The sequence below is a fragment of the Aureibaculum flavum genome, from assembly GCF_016406085.1.
Lineage (GTDB): Bacteria > Bacteroidota > Bacteroidia > Flavobacteriales > Flavobacteriaceae > Aureibaculum > Aureibaculum flavum.
This window is the reverse complement of record NZ_JAEHFJ010000006.1, coordinates 52660-68749: the sequence shown is the minus strand read 5'-3', so window position 1 is coordinate 68749 and position 16090 is coordinate 52660. Positions and strand designations below refer to the sequence as shown.

The following is a 16090-nucleotide window of genomic DNA, read 5'->3' as shown; positions in this document are numbered from 1 at the left end:
TATTAATTTAGGTTTGGGTATTAAAAGTTATTATTCTTTAAAAATTATTGCATTTACTACAGCACGTTCACCTTGGTGATCATACATTTTATTGTCACTTGGAAAATTTACAATGCCACTATTTTTTATCCATACGGTAGAAGATCCGCCTCCATCTAAATTCATAGCGTCAACACAGCCCAACGCGTGCATCAGTTGAGCTAATTCTTTTATTGAAACTCCTTGCCCTTGCGAGGAACGCCCATCAACTACAACAGCTAATATTCGACCATCTTGGGTGCGTCCAATGGCTGTTCTAGGATGTCTATTTGTATTAAATTTGGTTTTTTCTTGAGAGGCATTAACATCATGGTAACGAAGTAATGGGCCAGAGCTTAAAATGGTTTTTTCCGTGGCACCAGCCCAACCATTAATTGGTTTTTTTATAATTTCCATGGATTCGCTTTTGTTAATTGAAAATCCAACTGATTCTCTTGTCGGGGTAAAACCTTCTTTAGTTTGATTAATAATTAATCCATTTTTCTTAAAAAAGACAATTGAGCCTCCATTTTTGGTGTCGAAAAAGGAGCCGTTTATAGCCACCAATGCTTCTGAGCTTTTAGCAAAATCACTTGTTTTTATAAATCCAGATGTAGCGTATTCGACTGCAGCTTTTATTCTTTTACCTGGACTTTTTATTTCTACCACGGTTATACTTTGTATAGAAGAAAAAAGATCTTGAAACTGATGGTGATTCCAACTGATTTTTGGGTGAATCTTATTTTTAGTCCAGTTAATACTTTGAATCTTTTGAATGTTGGAGCCGTCCTTTGTAGTTAGTACTGTGACAACATTTGACTCGTTTGTAGTTGCACATGAAAAAAGACAAATGCTAAAAAATAGATAGAGTAACTTCTTATACATGAGTAAAAATTTTACGTTTTAGTGTTAAAATTGATTCCCAAAATTATTATTTAAACAGAACCAGAAAGTACCGAATGGGTTAACTTATTGTTAGAGAAGTATTACATTTAAGTTATTGGAAAGATTAAAAAAGATTATGCTATAAAAATCGTAGAAATGGAATTTTATAAATTTTAATTTTTTAACAAAACGTTTTTAAATGTATGCAGTAGTGGTGTTTATATTTTTAGTTTTACGTAATTTCTAAGTCTAATTTTATTTATTATTATAACATTTTTTTTAAAGTGATGGTAATTATAAGAGAATTGTAATAACGTTAAGTTCACAAACCATTATAAAATTAACTTAACATTAAATTTAATAAAAGGACTATTTTCATTATGAAGTAACATTGTGCAACAAAATTAATATGTGTAGTACCAAAGAGGTTATATTGTCGTAATAACGTAAGATTAAAGAAAGTTAATTATGTGGGCAATGGTTTGTATTCCGCAATAAAAAGAGATGAAGTAAAAACTAAAAGATGTAATTTACTTCCCAATACAAAAGTTAGCAAAAATATTACCTAACAAATCCTCATTAGTTACTGCTCCAGTAATTTCACCCAAATAGAGTAGGGCTTGGCGGATATCGATAGCTATTAAATCAGAACTGATGCTGTTGTCAATTCCAAATTGAACATTTTTAATTTCAATTAGGGCCTTGTTTAATATGGCAAAGTGGCGACTATTACTTACAATGGTCTGATTATTACTTAAGACTCCAATATTAGATAATTCAGTTAGTTGATCTTTTAATTCATGAATACCTTCGTTTTCTTTTGCAGAAAGAAATAAGATATTAGGAATTTGGTTTTCAATCTGATCCATTTCTTTTTCGGAAAGTAAATCAGATTTATTTGCAATTATCAACATTTTTTTATCAGGAAACTTTATGGAAACCTTTTCAATTTCATGTTTGATCAAATTCAATAATTCAGTTATTTCACCATCATGTCTACTTCTAATTATTGATGCGTCAAATAAATAAATAATCAATTGAGCTTGTGCCGTTTTTTCGAAAGTTTTTTTAATTCCGATACTCTCAATTTCATCAGTGGTATCTCTTATTCCGGCCGTATCAATAAAGCGATACGCTACTCCTTCAATAATTAATTCATCTTCAATGGCATCTCTAGTTGTACCCGCAATAGAGCTTACTATTGCTTTTTCCTCATTTAATAATGTGTTTAATAATGTAGACTTACCTACATTGGGTTCTCCGATAATGGCAACTGGAATACCGTTTTTTAGAACATTACCAAAAGCAAACGAATCAATTAATGCTTTTAGGACAGTTGAGATTTTAGTGACCAATTTTTGGAAATCGTCTCTATTTGCAAATTCAACATCTTCTTCAGAAAAATCTAATTCCAATTCAATTAGAGAAGCAAAATTCAAAAGGTCTTGTCTCAGATTTTCAATTTCATTAGAAAAACCACCCCGCATCTGTTGCATGGCAATTTGATGAGAAGCTTTGGAATCAGAAGCTATTAGGTCAGCTACAGCCTCCGCTTGGCTAAGGTCTAATTTACCGTTCAAAAAAGCTCGTAAAGTAAATTCACCAGGGTCAGCTATTCTACATCCATTACTCACAAAAAGTTGCATAATTTCTTGCTGGATATATAGTGAGCCATGGCAAGAAATTTCAACTACATCTTCACCAGTATATGATTGAGGATTCTTAAAGAGAGAAATTAAAACTTCATCAATTACACGCTCACCATCAATTATATTACCCAAATGAATCGTATGTGTCTTTTGATTGGATAATTTTTTATTATGAATAGACTTAAAATAGCTACTGGCAATAGAAATGGCATTACTACCTGATAACCGTATAACGGCAATGGCACCAGAACCGGAAGGAGTTGCTAAAGCAATAATTGTATCTTGTGTATTCATAATTTAATTTCTATGCAAAAGTAGCAAATTCTCTTGTTTTACGGGTGTTTAGTAAAGCTATGTTTGTAACATTTTCTAAAATAATGCGTCTTATAAGAAAACAAACACTCTAAAACACATCCTATGAAGCGAAACAATCAATTAATTGTAATTACACATTTAAGCCAACTTTTAGATTTGGTAACTTTAGTAGGAGGATTATTAGTACCGTTATATATATGGATCACAAATAAGGATAAAGTTTTTACTATGGACGAACATGGAAGATCAATTATCAATTTTCGGTTAAGTATGATAATTTACATGCTAATATGTATTCCATTAATACTATTTTTTGGTCTAGGATTACTTGGATTTGCAGTAATTGGTGTCTTTTATTTTATTTTCCCAATAATAAATGCGATAAAAGCAAGTAATAATGAGCCCCCAAACTACCCATTTTCCCTAAAAATTCTTTAAATGATGAAAATATTTAGAATTATTTTTCTATAATTTTTGAATTTATTTATAACAATGTTCATCCTTAGCATCAAAACAAACGATTGAAATAATTGAATGTCAACGCGTTAGGTAAAAACCTAAAAACTACCCATTTTCCTTGATTTTTAAAAACACCCATTTACACTATTGACTGGTATGGTCTGAGAACATACATTTGCTTTATAAAATTAATATATAATAGAAACGAAAATACGACGTTATAATATCTGAATACTAAAATTAGGGGAGAAAGGAGAGGAGTGAAAATTATGAATTAAAGTTCATATCTACAAGTAACTTTTCTCCTTCTATTAAACTAAAGTTAGTATACATATAAAAATATTACTCTTAGGAGTTTAACTCAGGGGAGAAAGGAGAGAAGTGAAAATTATGAATGAAGATTCAAATCTACAAGTAGCTTTTCTCCTTCTATTAAAAATAGAATTAGTAAAAAATATAAAAGTATTACTCTTAGGAGTTTAACTCAGGGGAGAAAGGAGAGAAGTGAAAATTATGAATGAAGATTCAAATCTACAAGTAGCTTTTCTCCTTCTATTAAAAGTAGAATTAGTAAAAAATATAAAAGTATTACTCTTAGGAGTTTAACTCAGGGGAGAAAGGAGAGAAGCGAAAGGTTAAGTATGAGCTTAACACTACAAGTAGCTTTTCTCCTTACTATTTTAAAATCAAAAATTTATTTCTTATTATTTTCTACCAGTTTTCATAAAGTCTATAGTACTATTCACGATAGGTATTTATCTCGGAAATACTTTTTTGGAACAAAACAAATAGGCGACTTAGAAATGCAACTATTAATGGTATACGCAAATTCATTTTATTTGTTGAATATTATAACTGTTCTAGTTCCTCTTAAATTATTTGAGATCGTTAGTTGAATCGTTTGAGTTGCTTTCTAGCCATGTACTTTTGCTGTTTTACCTCCTGCTTTCATCAACTCTGCTTCAAAGGCTAATAATTGATCCCATTTCTTGTTGACAATATCTTTATCCTGATATTTTCTCGCAAAACCTAAGAACAAAGTATAATGATTGGCCTCAGAAATCATTAAATCTTTATAAAATTCAGATAATTCTTGATCTTCCAAATTTTCTGAAAACACTTTAAAACGTTCACAACTTCTAGCTTCTATAAGTGCTGCAACTAATAAACGTTGAATTAAAGCTTCATTTCTGTCCTTTGTTTTTACAAAAAAGCCTTGTAAATCTTTGGCATAGTTATTTGATTGAGATCTGCCCAATACCATCCCCCTTGCAGTCATTAAATCATGCACCATTTTAAAATGTTGCATTTCTTCTATGGCAATTTCACTCATTGCCGAAACTAATTCTGTTTCTTCAGAGTAATTTATGATAATAGAAACCGCATTAGAAGCCGCTTTTTGCTCTAAAAATGCATGATCTGTTAATATTTGCTGTAAATCATTTTTGGCAATTTCTGCCCATGAAGTTTCTGTTTCAAATTTAAGTCCTAACATAGTTTTGTTATAAATCGAGTTTAAATTTACTTTTTAGTAATGCCAAAGCCTGGTTCTTTTCCAATAATTTATTATACTTCTCCTGTGGCGTATAGGCGAATTTTTTTTGATTATCTTCATTAATATTAATCACCAAATCAATGCCGTAATTATTTAGTTTTTCACGAAAATAGCGTACTAATTTAGGTTTTACCTTTAAAAGTTCGGTTTTCATCATTGCACTAGGCATATCTAATTGAATGCTGTTTTTTTTAACTTTAGGAATATCCGCTTTTAAAATAGCGACCAGGTTACGAACGCCTTTTTTCTCTAATCCTTCAATATATTGCTTCCAAAATTCTAAGAATTCAGCTTCTGAAAATTCGTCCCTTGGTTTATTAGAATTATCTTCTAATTCATCATCCGTTTTTTTAACGGTTTCTTTCTTTTTATGAATACTTTTAAGAGATAGGGCAGAAGAACGCCTTGTTGTTCTTGTGGATAGCGTTGGTTTCTCTATAGGTGTCTTTTGTGCTTCCTTAATTTTAGTTTTTTCAACTACAGCCGTTGGCTTTTTAGAAAGTACTGGAGCCACTTTATTTTTTTTAGCAACAGAAGTACTTATAAAGTGTATGGCGGGAATTATGTAGTTTTTATGCTTTTTTTTTTCGTCCGTATTCGGAAAAGTGATGGATGCCAATTGCATTAAAGTTAATTCCACTAACAGCCGTTGATTTTTACTGCTTTTGTACTTTAAATCGCAGTCATTGGCTAAATCAATCCCTTTAAGTAAAAAGGATATTTCACATTTCTTACTTTGTTCGTCGTATTGTTTTTTTGTAGACTCACCAACTTCCAATAATGGAATAGTTATACTGTCTTTTGCAACAAGTAGGTCTCTATAATGTGATGCTAAACCAGCAATAAAATGATGACCTTCAAAACCTTGAGCTAAAATTTCATTAAAAGCAATTAATACCTGAGGTATATTATTTTCAAGAATTAAATCAGTAATCTTAAAATAAGAATCATAATCTAATACATTTAAGTTTTCTGCAACGGCCTGCCTTGTAATAGTATCATTAGAAAAACTAACGACTCTGTCAAAAATAGAAAGAGCATCACGTAAAGCTCCATCCGCTTTTTGAGCGATAATATGCAGGGCATCATCATCTGCCTCAATTTTTTCTTCCTTGGTTATTTTATGTAGGTATTCTTTGATATCAACAACACCAATCCGTTTAAAATCAAATATTTGACATCTTGATAAAATGGTAGGAATAATTTTATGTTTTTCTGTGGTTGCTAAAATAAATATAGCGTGAGCAGGAGGCTCTTCTAAAGTTTTTAAAAATGCATTAAACGCAGCTTGAGATAACATGTGTACCTCATCAATTATATAAACTTTATATTTTCCTGTTTGTGGAGGTATACGAACCTGATCTGTAAGATTCCTTATATCATCAACCGAATTATTAGAAGCTGCATCTAATTCAAAGATGTTAAAAGCAAAATCTTCATTAGGGTCAATCGTTTCTGCATTGGCTTGATTAATTCTTTTTGCTAGAATTCTTGCACATGTAGTTTTTCCAACTCCTCTGGGGCCTGTAAACAACAAAGCTTGTGCTAAATGGTTGTTTTTTATAGCATTTTCTAGCGTATTTGTAATGGCTTTTTGCCCCACAACATCATCAAAAACCTGAGGTCTATATTTACGTGCCGATACTATAAAATGTTCCATAGAAAATTTAAAAAATCAAAATTTAAAATTCAAATTCCAACAAATTTTTTACCTCACCTTCGGAGAGGTCAAGATTATTGTTTTCTATAATCTTGGGTGAGGACAAAGGTATTAATTACTATATATCTTATCGTATAAATCTTTATATATTTCTTTTATAATGGCTCGTTTCATTTTCATGGTAGGTGTTAAGTGCCCGCCATCTATGCTCCAAACATCGGGAGTGAGTTCAAAACGCTTAATTTGTTCCCATTTACCAAAGTTTTTATTGCATTTATCTACATCTTTTTGAATACGTTGAATTACTTCAGGATTCTTAATAATTTCTTGATCATTATTACCGATGGTTGCATTTTTTCTTTTTGCCCATTCCTTTATAAAATCAAAATTAGGTTGGATTAATGCTGCTGGCATTTTTTCGCCTTCACCAATCACCATTATTTGTTCTATAAATTGAGATTCTTTTAAAATATTTTCTAAAAGTGTAGGTATAACATATTTACCTCCAGAGGTTTTAAACATTTCTTTTTTACGTCCTGTAATTTTCAGGAAACCTTCACTATCTATCTCTCCTTTATCTCCCGTATGGAAATAATCTCCAGTCATTACACTTGCTGTTTTTTCAGGATCTTTATAATAACCCATCATCACATTGGGGCCTTTAACTAATATTTCGCCATCTTCGGCAATAGTTACTTCAACATTTCTAATAGGTTTTCCAACCGCACCTATTTTAAACATTTTGTCTTTATACATATTAACAGCAACTACAGGAGAAGTTTCTGTCAGGCCATAACCTTCCATAACGTACATACCTGCCGCACAAAATATCCTTGCCAATCTGGGGTTTAAAGCGGCACTACCAGAAACCATGGTGCCTAAGTTGCCTCCTAGGGCTTCTTGCCATTTACTGAAAATTAATTTTCTGGCAATTTTAAGTTTAAATTCATACCACCAACCATTAGCCTCGTATGGCTCAAATTTTTCACCAATTTCAACGGCCCAATAAAACAAGGCTTTTTTGATACCTGTTAATTCTCCTCCTTTGGCATATATTTTATCATATAATTTTTCCAATAAACGAGGTACAACACTCATCATATGGGGTTGAACTTCCTTAATGTTATCACCAATTTTATCTAAACCTTCTGCATAATAGACGGTACATCCTGCATATTGATATAAATAAATTAATAATCTTTCAAAAATATGACATATTGGTAAAAAGCTTAAAATTCTGGTCTGACCGTCAATTAAAGGCAATCTAGGGTCGCTATCTAAGGCATTGCTAACAATGTTTTTATGCGAAAGCATAACTCCTTTGGGTTTTCCAGTTGTACCTGATGTATAAATAATAGTAGCCAAATCAGTATATAAAACCTCACTTTTTCGTTGATCTAATTCGGGTTGGTTATCTAAGTCTTTACCTAACTCAAACAGTTCAGAATAATGTTTACATCCTTCAATATGATCGAAACAAAAAACTTCTTTTAAACTGGTTTTACTTTTGATAGCATTAACTTTAGCTAATACTTCACTATCAGAAACAAAACAATATATAGATTCACTATGGTTTAATACATATTCATAATCTTCCGCTGATATAGTGGGGTATATAGGAACGTTTTGAGCACCTGTTTGCAAAACACCTATATCTGTAATATTCCAATCCGTTCGGTTCGTAGAAGATATAATTGCAATTTTATCATTCTTTTTTACTCCCATTTTGAGTAAAGCTCTACTTAATGCATTCGCTTTATCTAAATATTCTTTAGTGGATGTTTTTACCCATTCTCCATTATATTTAGTTACCAATGCGGCGTCTAAATTGTATTTCTCCAATTGATAGTAGGGGAAATCAAATAATCTCGTAATTTCTATGGGCATATTTTTGTAATTTGGTAATGCAAAGTATAAAAATTAAAAGTAATAAACAAGCGAAAAACAGTGTTTAATATGATTGTAATTATATTAATTTTTTGTTGATGAAATTTATACATTCCCTATTGCAACTAGTAAAATGTATTGATTATCTTTGTGCCGATATTAAAAAAAATAGAATAAATGAAGATTTCTTATAATTGGTTACAACAATTCTTAAAGATTGATTTAGAGGTAGAAAAGGTTGGTGAAATTTTAACCGATTTAGGCTTGGAAGTAGAAGGTATTGATAAGGTAGAATCAATAAAAGGAAGTTTAGATGGGATTGTAGTAGGAGAGGTATTGACTTGCGAAAAGCATCCTAATGCAGATCGATTAAAAGTGACTACTGTAGACTTGGGCAATGGAGAGCCTGTACAAATTGTATGTGGAGCTCCTAATGTAGATGCTGGTCAAAAAGTTCCAGTAGCAACTGTCGGTACCACATTATATGATAAAGAAGGTAACGGATTTAAAATTAAAAAAGGAAATATAAGAGGTGAAGCGAGTCACGGAATGATTTGTGCTGAGGATGAGTTAGGACTGGGTGAAGGTCATGATGGTATTTTAGTCTTAGATAAAAAAGTAAAAGCAGGTACGCCTGCTGCTGAATTGTTTGAAATAACGACAGATTATGTTTTTGAAATTGGATTAACTCCCAATAGATCAGATGCTATGAGTCATTTTGGTGTAGCACGCGATTTAAAAGCGGGTTTACTACAACTAAATATTGATGAAGAATTAATAACTCCTTCCGTAAGTAATTTTGATGTTGACATCCGTTCCTTAAAAATACAGGTTGACGTTGCTAATAAAAAGCAAGTACCACGTTATGCGGGTGTAACAATTACGGGGATTAAAGTTGAAGACTCTCCTAAATGGATGCAAGATAAATTAAAGGCTATAGGCGTAAATCCAATTAATAATATCGTTGATATTACCAATTATGTGTTACATGAGTTGGGGCAACCTTTACATGCTTTTGATGCTGCAAAAATCAATGGAAATAAAATTATTGTAAAGAATTTACCAAAAGATACTGAGTTTGTAACCTTAGATGGAGAAACTCGTAAGTTACATAAGGATGATATTATGATTTGCGATGGCGATTCAAATCCTTTATGTATTGCAGGTGTTTATGGTGGTTTAGATTCTGGTGTAAGTAAAAATACAACCGCTATCTTTTTAGAAAGTGCTTATTTTGATGCTGTTTCTATTCGTAAAACAGCAAAAAGATTTGGTTTAAATACGGATGCTTCTTTCCGTTTTGAAAGAGGGATTGATCCAAATATTACGGATTATGCTCTAAAAAGAGCAGCTTTGTTAATTGAAGAAATATCGGGAGGAGAAATTTCTTCTGACTTAATTGATATTTACCCGAATAAAATAGAAGATCATCAAGTACGCTTTTCATTCGATAATGCAGAAAAACTAATTGGTGAAAGGTTAAAACCAGATACCATTAAAAATATCTTAGCTTCATTAGATATAAAAATTAACAATCAAACTGATTCCGGTTTAGGATTAACCATACCGGCATACCGAGTTGATGTTACGAGAGAGGCAGATATTATTGAAGAAATTTTAAGAGTTTATGGCTATAATAATGTCAAAACTTCACCGAAGTTGAATACTTCAATTTCATATGCTCCTAAACCAGATGCTAATAAATTACAGAATTTAATTAGCAATCAACTGGCAAGTCAAGGGTTTTATGAAATGATGGCCAATTCATTAACAAGTCCTGATTATGTTGAATTTTCAGAACAAATAGACACGAAGCATAATGTAACCATGCTTAATCCGTTAAGTGCTGATTTATCTGTGTTAAGACAGACCTTACTTTTTAGTGGTTTAGAAGCAGTAGCCTATAATATCAATAGAAAAAGTAGTGATATTAAATTGTTTGAATTTGGAAATACCTATCATAAATTTGATGGTAAGTATGAAGAACAAAAACATTTTTCCCTTTTAATATCAGGGAATAGAAATGATAATAATTGGTTGCTTAAAACAAAAAAATCTGATTTCTTTTACGGAAAGGGGATCGTTCAAAATGTTTTAGAAAGAGTTGGTCTTAGCTCATATAAATCGCGACCACTTGAAAATGATTTCTTTTCAGAAGGTATATCATTACAGGTTGGAAAAGAAACGCTTGTAGATTTTGGTGTGGTAAAGGCTACTATAACCAAACAATTTGGAATTAAACAAGAAGTTCTTTATGCAGACTTTAATTGGGATGTGATGCTTCAATTCATTAAAAACAAAACACTTAAAGTAAGTGGTTTAACTAAGTTTCCATCGGTTAAAAGAGATTTCTCTTTATTATTGGATAAGAAAGTGACTTTTAATGAAGTGTTTCAATTGGCAATTCAAACCGATAGAAAAATATTAAAATCTGTCGATTTATTTGATGTGTATGAAGGTGATAAATTGCCAGAAGGTAAAAAGTCTTATGCCGTTAGTTTTATATTACAAGATGATAAACAGACGTTAACAGACAATCAAATTGACGGTGTAATGAATAAGCTACAACAAACATTTGAAACCAAATTAAAAGCAGAATTAAGAGCGTAAGCAATGTATAAACTCATTAGAAAAGTACTGTTTTTATTTGATCCTGAAAAAGTCCACCATTTTACATTTTCTAGTATAAAAAATGGTTTTAAAATTCCTTTTATAAAAGCCATAGTTAAAGGTAAATTTACTGTTGAAGATAAAAAGTTAGAACGTAATTTATTTGGACTAACGTTTAAAAATCCGGTGGGTTTAGCAGCGGGAATGGATAAAAATGCCTTTTTATTTGATGAACTTTCCTATTATGGATTCGGATTTATTGAAATTGGAACGGTAACACCAAAGCCACAACCAGGAAATCCTAAAAAACGCCTTTTTCGGCTTAAAGAAGATGGTGGTATTATTAACAGAATGGGGTTTAATAATGAAGGTGTAGATGCTGCAGTTGAACGATTAAGGAATAAAAAAACAGAAATTATTATAGGTGGTAATATTGGTAAAAATAAGATTACGCCTAATGAAAATGCTATTGACGATTATATAATCTGTTTTAATAAACTTTTTGATGTAGTTGATTATTTCGTGGTCAATGTGAGCTCACCCAATACTCCTAATTTAAGAGACTTGCAAGAGAAAGAACCTTTAACAAAATTGTTAAACACCTTACAAGAAGAAAATAATAAAAAAGCCACTAGAAAACCAATTTTATTAAAAATTGCTCCCGATTTAACGGATACACAATTACTTGATATTATTGATATAATTGAAACCACAAAAATTGATGGTGTAATAGCTACAAATACTACAATTTCTAGAGAAGGTTTACAATCTGAAAATAAAAATGAAACAGGAGGTTTAAGTGGTAAACCTTTAACCAATCGTTCTACAGAAGTGATTCGATTTTTAGCTGATAAATCTAATAAAGCATTTCCTATAATTGGTGTTGGTGGAATTCATTCTGCGGAAGACGCCCTTGAAAAAATGGAGGCAGGTGCAGATTTAGTACAAGTCTATACAGGTTTTATCTATGAAGGTCCTGCGTTGGTAAAGCGGATAAATAAGTTGTTAGCAAAAGCATAAATTCACTTTTTTTAGCTCTATCTTTTGGATATAAAGGAGGATGAATCCCGCTTTTCGCGGGAGAAAACGGAGTTTGAAAGCTCGGACCTTTGGGTTTTATAGCAAACCCGTGCTAAAATCTTGTGGTTTGGGCCTTCAAACCCTCCGCCATCCTCCTTTGTCTGATGCCACCTCCCTTTGGCTAAAGGGAGGAGCCGTTCTCATTGATATTTATTATAATTTGATAAGTAGTAATAATGTAATAGTTAAAGTCCTTCCTTACGGGAAGGATTTAGGATGGGTTTTTCTTTTCAATCCATTTTCTAGCATTTACAAATGCTTCTAGCCAAGGAGAAACTTCATCTTTTCTTCCTGCAGGATAGTTTGCCCAATTCCATTGGAATGTAGAGCGTTCTATATGTGGCATTGTTACTAAGTGACGCCCACTGTTATCACATAACATGGCAGTGTTATAATCAGAACCATTAGGGTTGTGAGGATATTCAGCATAACCATATTTGGCGACAATATCATAATTGTCTTCGGACATGGGTAAGTTAAATTTACCTTCACCATGACTAATCCAAACACCTAAAGTACTACCGACTAAAGAAGATAGCATTATTGAATTGTTTTCTTGAATATGTACAGAAGTAAAAGAACTTTCATGTTTATGAGAGTCGTTATGTTCCATTTTTCCATGGATCGTATGATCGGGATTGACAACTTCCAATTCCATAAATAACTGACAACCATTGCAAATTCCAACAGATAAGGTATCTTCTCTAGCAAAGAAATCGTTGATTACCTTATTCGCTTTTTCGTTATATTTAATGGCACCTGCCCAACCTTTAGCAGAACCCAACACATCCGAATTACTAAATCCGCCAACAGCTCCTAAAAATTGAATATCTTCTAAATTTTCACGACCAGAAATTAGATCGGTCATGTGAACATCTTTTACATCAAATCCTGCCAAATACATTGCATTTGCCATTTCGCGTTCCGAATTACTACCTTTTTCACGGAGAATAGCGGCTTTAGGTCTCTCCCGAATATCTCGGGACGCGTGACCTGACAATTCTGTTATATCTTTCAGCTTACCCGTAAAATGTTTTGGAAACACGTAGGCTAACGGTTGGTTTTTATAATTTTCAAATCTATCTTGAGCTAAATTATTTGCGGTTTGATGTTCATCTAATAAATAAGATGTTTTATACCAAATATCTCTATACTCAGAAATGTCTAATGCTAATTTTTCGTCATAATTAATAATATTTAATGATCCTGTAGTAGTTACTTTTCCTATGTTGAAAAAATCTATATTAGCCTCATCTAATATTTTTTCAATAGCATTGTTAGCTTGAAATACAATACCAGCATTTTCAGAAAATAAAAGCTTAATAGTGTCTTTTTCAGAGACAGAAGATAAATCAATTTCAGCACCTAAGTTATTGTCTGCAAAACACATTTCTAACAATGTGGTAATTAAACCACCAGAGCCAACATCATGCCCCGCTACAATTTTGTCACTCTTTATTAAGTCTTGAATTGTATTGAAAGTAGTTGCGAACATCTCTGAGTGATTAGCTGTAGGAGCATCATAACCCACTTTATTTAAAATTTGAGCAAAAGAACTTCCTCCTAATGAGTGGAAATCTGATGACATATTTATATAATAAATTTCACCTTTATTTGACTGCAATACAGGTTCAACAACTTTAGTAATATCATTACAATGACCTGCGGCCGAAATAATTACAGTTCCTGGAGCGATTACCTCTTCATTAGGATATTTTTGTTTCATTGACAAAGAATCTTTCCCTGTAGGTACATTTATACCTAGTTCAATGGCAAACTCTGAAATAGCTTCAACAGCTTTGTATAAACGAGCATCTTCACCTTCATTTCTACAAGGCCACATCCAGTTTGCTGAAAGTGAAATACTCTTGAGTCCCTCTTCAAGTGGTGCCCAGATAATATTTGTCAATGCTTCTGCAATTGAATTTCTACTACCAGCAACAGGATCAATTAAACCTGAAATAGGAGAGTGTCCTATACTCGTTGCAATTCCTTCTTTACCTTTATAGTCCAACGCCATTACCGCACAATTGTTAAGTGGTAATTGTAATGGGCCAACACATTGTTGTTTGGCAACTTTACCACCCACACATCGGTCTACTTTATTTGTCAACCAGTCTTTACAGGCAACAGCTTCTAACTGTAATACCTGTTTAAGGTAGTCTGTAAATTTATCATTATCATATACCAACTCCTCATAATTTCGTTGAATGGTTACATCATTCATTATCGTTTTTGGAGAGCTACCAAACATATCTTCCAACGCTAAGTCCATTGGCTTTTCACCAGTCGTTTTTGACTCAAAGGTAAAACGATTATCACCTGTAACATCACCAACAGTATAAATAGGAGAACGCTCCCTTTCTGCAATTCGTTGTAAATTTTCTAAATGTTTTTCACCAATAACCAATCCCATTCTTTCTTGAGACTCATTACCGATAATTTCTTTAGCGGATAGTGTCGGATCTCCAACAGGAAGTTTGTCCATATCAATTTTTCCACCCGTATCTTCTACCAATTCAGAAAGGCAATTCAGATGACCACCCGCTCCATGATCGTGAATAGAAACAATATGATTTATATCGCTTTCTACCATACCACGAATGGCGTTTGCCGCTCTTTTTTGCATTTCAGGATTTGAACGTTGTACGGCATTTAATTCAATACCACTTTCAAAGGCACCTGTATCAGCAGACGATACTGCGGCACCACCCATTCCAATTCTATAATTATCACCACCTAATAGTACAATTTTATCACCTATTTTTGGTGTGTCTTTTAATGCTTGCTCTGCTTTTCCATATCCGATACCTCCAGCTTGCATAATCACTTTGTCGTAACCTAATTTTCTAGAGTGTTCTCCATGTTCAAAGGTTAAAACAGATCCGCATATTAAGGGTTGACCGAATTTATTACCAAAATCAGAAGCTCCATTAGATGCTTTAATTAAAATATCTATTGGTGTTTGGTACAACCAAGGACGTGCTGGCATCGCTTCCTCCCACGGTCTTTCTTGCTCTAATCGAGAATACGAAGTCATATATACGGCGGTTCCAGCTAAAGGTAAAGAGCCTTTTCCACCAGCGAGTCTATCGCGAATTTCACCACCGGAACCGGTTGCTGCACCGTTGAAAGGTTCAACAGTTGTTGGAAAATTATGTGTTTCTGCTTTTAAGGATATTACAGAATTATAATCTTTAACTTCGTAAAAATCAGGCTTGTCAGCAGTTTTTGGAGCAAATTGTTCCACTTTTGGACCCTTAATAAAAGCCACATTATCTTTATATGCTGAAACTATATCATTAGGATGTATTTCAGAAGTATTTTTAATCAATTTGAATAAAGAAGATGGTTTTTCCTTACCGTCAATGACAAAAGAGCCATTGAATATTTTATGACGACAATGTTCACTATTTACTTGTGAGAATCCGAAGACCTCAGAATCTGTTAGTTTTCTCCCGGATTCTTTAAATAATTTTGCAGATAAATTTTCGAGGTATTCTACTTCATCATCACTTAATGAAAGTCCTTCTTGTTGATTATAATATGCGATATTTTCAATTTCTAAAACCGCTTCTGGTTGCACATGAACATCAAAAATCTCTTGATTTAATATTATATATTTTTGAAAAAGCATAGGGTCAAAATCTGCAAATATTTCAGTTGAAGCGATGAATTCTTCTATTCTTAATATCCCCTCAATACCCATGTTTTGAGTTATTTCAACAGCATTGGTGCTCCAAGGTGTTATCATTGCAGCACGTGGTCCAACAAAATAAGCATCAATAGTTGCTTGTTGCAGCATGGTTTTATTACCAAATAACCAAGTAAGTTTATTAATGGTCTCTGTTGTTAAATTACTTGCGGTTTGAACGGCAAACACTTTGGTGTGGGGTTCTCCAAAAAAATAGATCATTGCTTTGCTTTTGTGAGCAGTAAAAATACATATTTAGATGGTTAAGGATGTGTCAA

9 protein-coding genes are annotated in these 16090 nt (G+C 32.6%); 3 read left to right on the top strand and 6 right to left on the bottom strand.

Annotated features, from left to right (window positions below):
* Positions 1-30: 30 nt before the first annotated feature.
* Both JBL43_RS13195 and mnmE read right to left on the bottom strand, forming a co-directional pair.
* A complete protein-coding gene (locus JBL43_RS13195; RefSeq protein WP_198841885.1) occupies positions 31-903 on the bottom strand; it encodes a phosphodiester glycosidase family protein in 873 nt (290 codons plus the stop codon).
* Between the two features lie 530 nt (positions 904-1433).
* Positions 1434-2846 (bottom strand): tRNA uridine-5-carboxymethylaminomethyl(34) synthesis GTPase MnmE, encoded by a 1413-nt coding sequence (mnmE, locus tag JBL43_RS13190; RefSeq protein WP_198841884.1) that lies wholly within the window; start codon positions 2844-2846, stop codon positions 1434-1436.
* 123 nt (positions 2847-2969) lie between these two features.
* On the opposite strand from mnmE, the gene JBL43_RS13185 reads away from it, so the two are divergent.
* Positions 2970-3305, top strand: a complete 336-nt coding sequence (locus tag JBL43_RS13185; protein ID WP_198841883.1) for a DUF4870 domain-containing protein — start codon at positions 2970-2972, stop codon at positions 3303-3305.
* A gap of 934 nt (positions 3306-4239) precedes the next feature.
* On the opposite strand, the gene JBL43_RS13180 is transcribed toward JBL43_RS13185, so the two are convergent.
* The 3 genes from JBL43_RS13180 to JBL43_RS13170 form a co-directional block, all read right to left on the bottom strand.
* Positions 4240-4821, bottom strand: coding sequence for a MiaE family protein (locus JBL43_RS13180; protein ID WP_138949260.1), 582 nt, complete (start codon positions 4819-4821; stop codon positions 4240-4242).
* Between the two features lie 7 nt (positions 4822-4828).
* Positions 4829-6541 (bottom strand): DNA polymerase III subunit gamma/tau, encoded by a 1713-nt coding sequence (gene dnaX / locus JBL43_RS13175; protein WP_198841882.1) that lies wholly within the window; start codon positions 6539-6541, stop codon positions 4829-4831.
* Between the two features lie 111 nt (positions 6542-6652).
* Positions 6653-8428 carry an AMP-dependent synthetase/ligase gene (locus JBL43_RS13170; protein ID WP_198841881.1) on the bottom strand — a complete coding sequence of 592 codons (1776 nt, stop codon included), beginning with the start codon at positions 8426-8428 and terminating at the stop codon, positions 6653-6655.
* Positions 8429-8605: 177 nt separating this feature from the next.
* Here JBL43_RS13170 and pheT point away from each other — a divergent pair, with 177 nt between their 5' ends.
* Together pheT and JBL43_RS13160 are read left to right on the top strand one after the other, a co-directional pair.
* The gene (gene pheT, locus JBL43_RS13165; RefSeq protein ID WP_198841880.1) at positions 8606-11038 is read left to right on the top strand and encodes a phenylalanine--tRNA ligase subunit beta; all 2433 of its coding nucleotides are present in this window, start codon (positions 8606-8608) and stop codon (positions 11036-11038) included.
* Between the two features lie 3 nt (positions 11039-11041).
* Positions 11042-12058, top strand: a complete 1017-nt coding sequence (locus JBL43_RS13160) for a quinone-dependent dihydroorotate dehydrogenase (protein ID WP_198841879.1) — start codon at positions 11042-11044, stop codon at positions 12056-12058.
* A 271-nt stretch (positions 12059-12329) separates the two neighbouring features.
* Here JBL43_RS13160 and purL read toward each other — a convergent pair whose 3' ends face one another.
* The gene (gene purL / locus JBL43_RS13155; protein ID WP_198841878.1) at positions 12330-16034 is read right to left on the bottom strand and encodes a phosphoribosylformylglycinamidine synthase; all 3705 of its coding nucleotides are present in this window, start codon (positions 16032-16034) and stop codon (positions 12330-12332) included.
* Positions 16035-16090 lie beyond the last annotated feature (56 nt).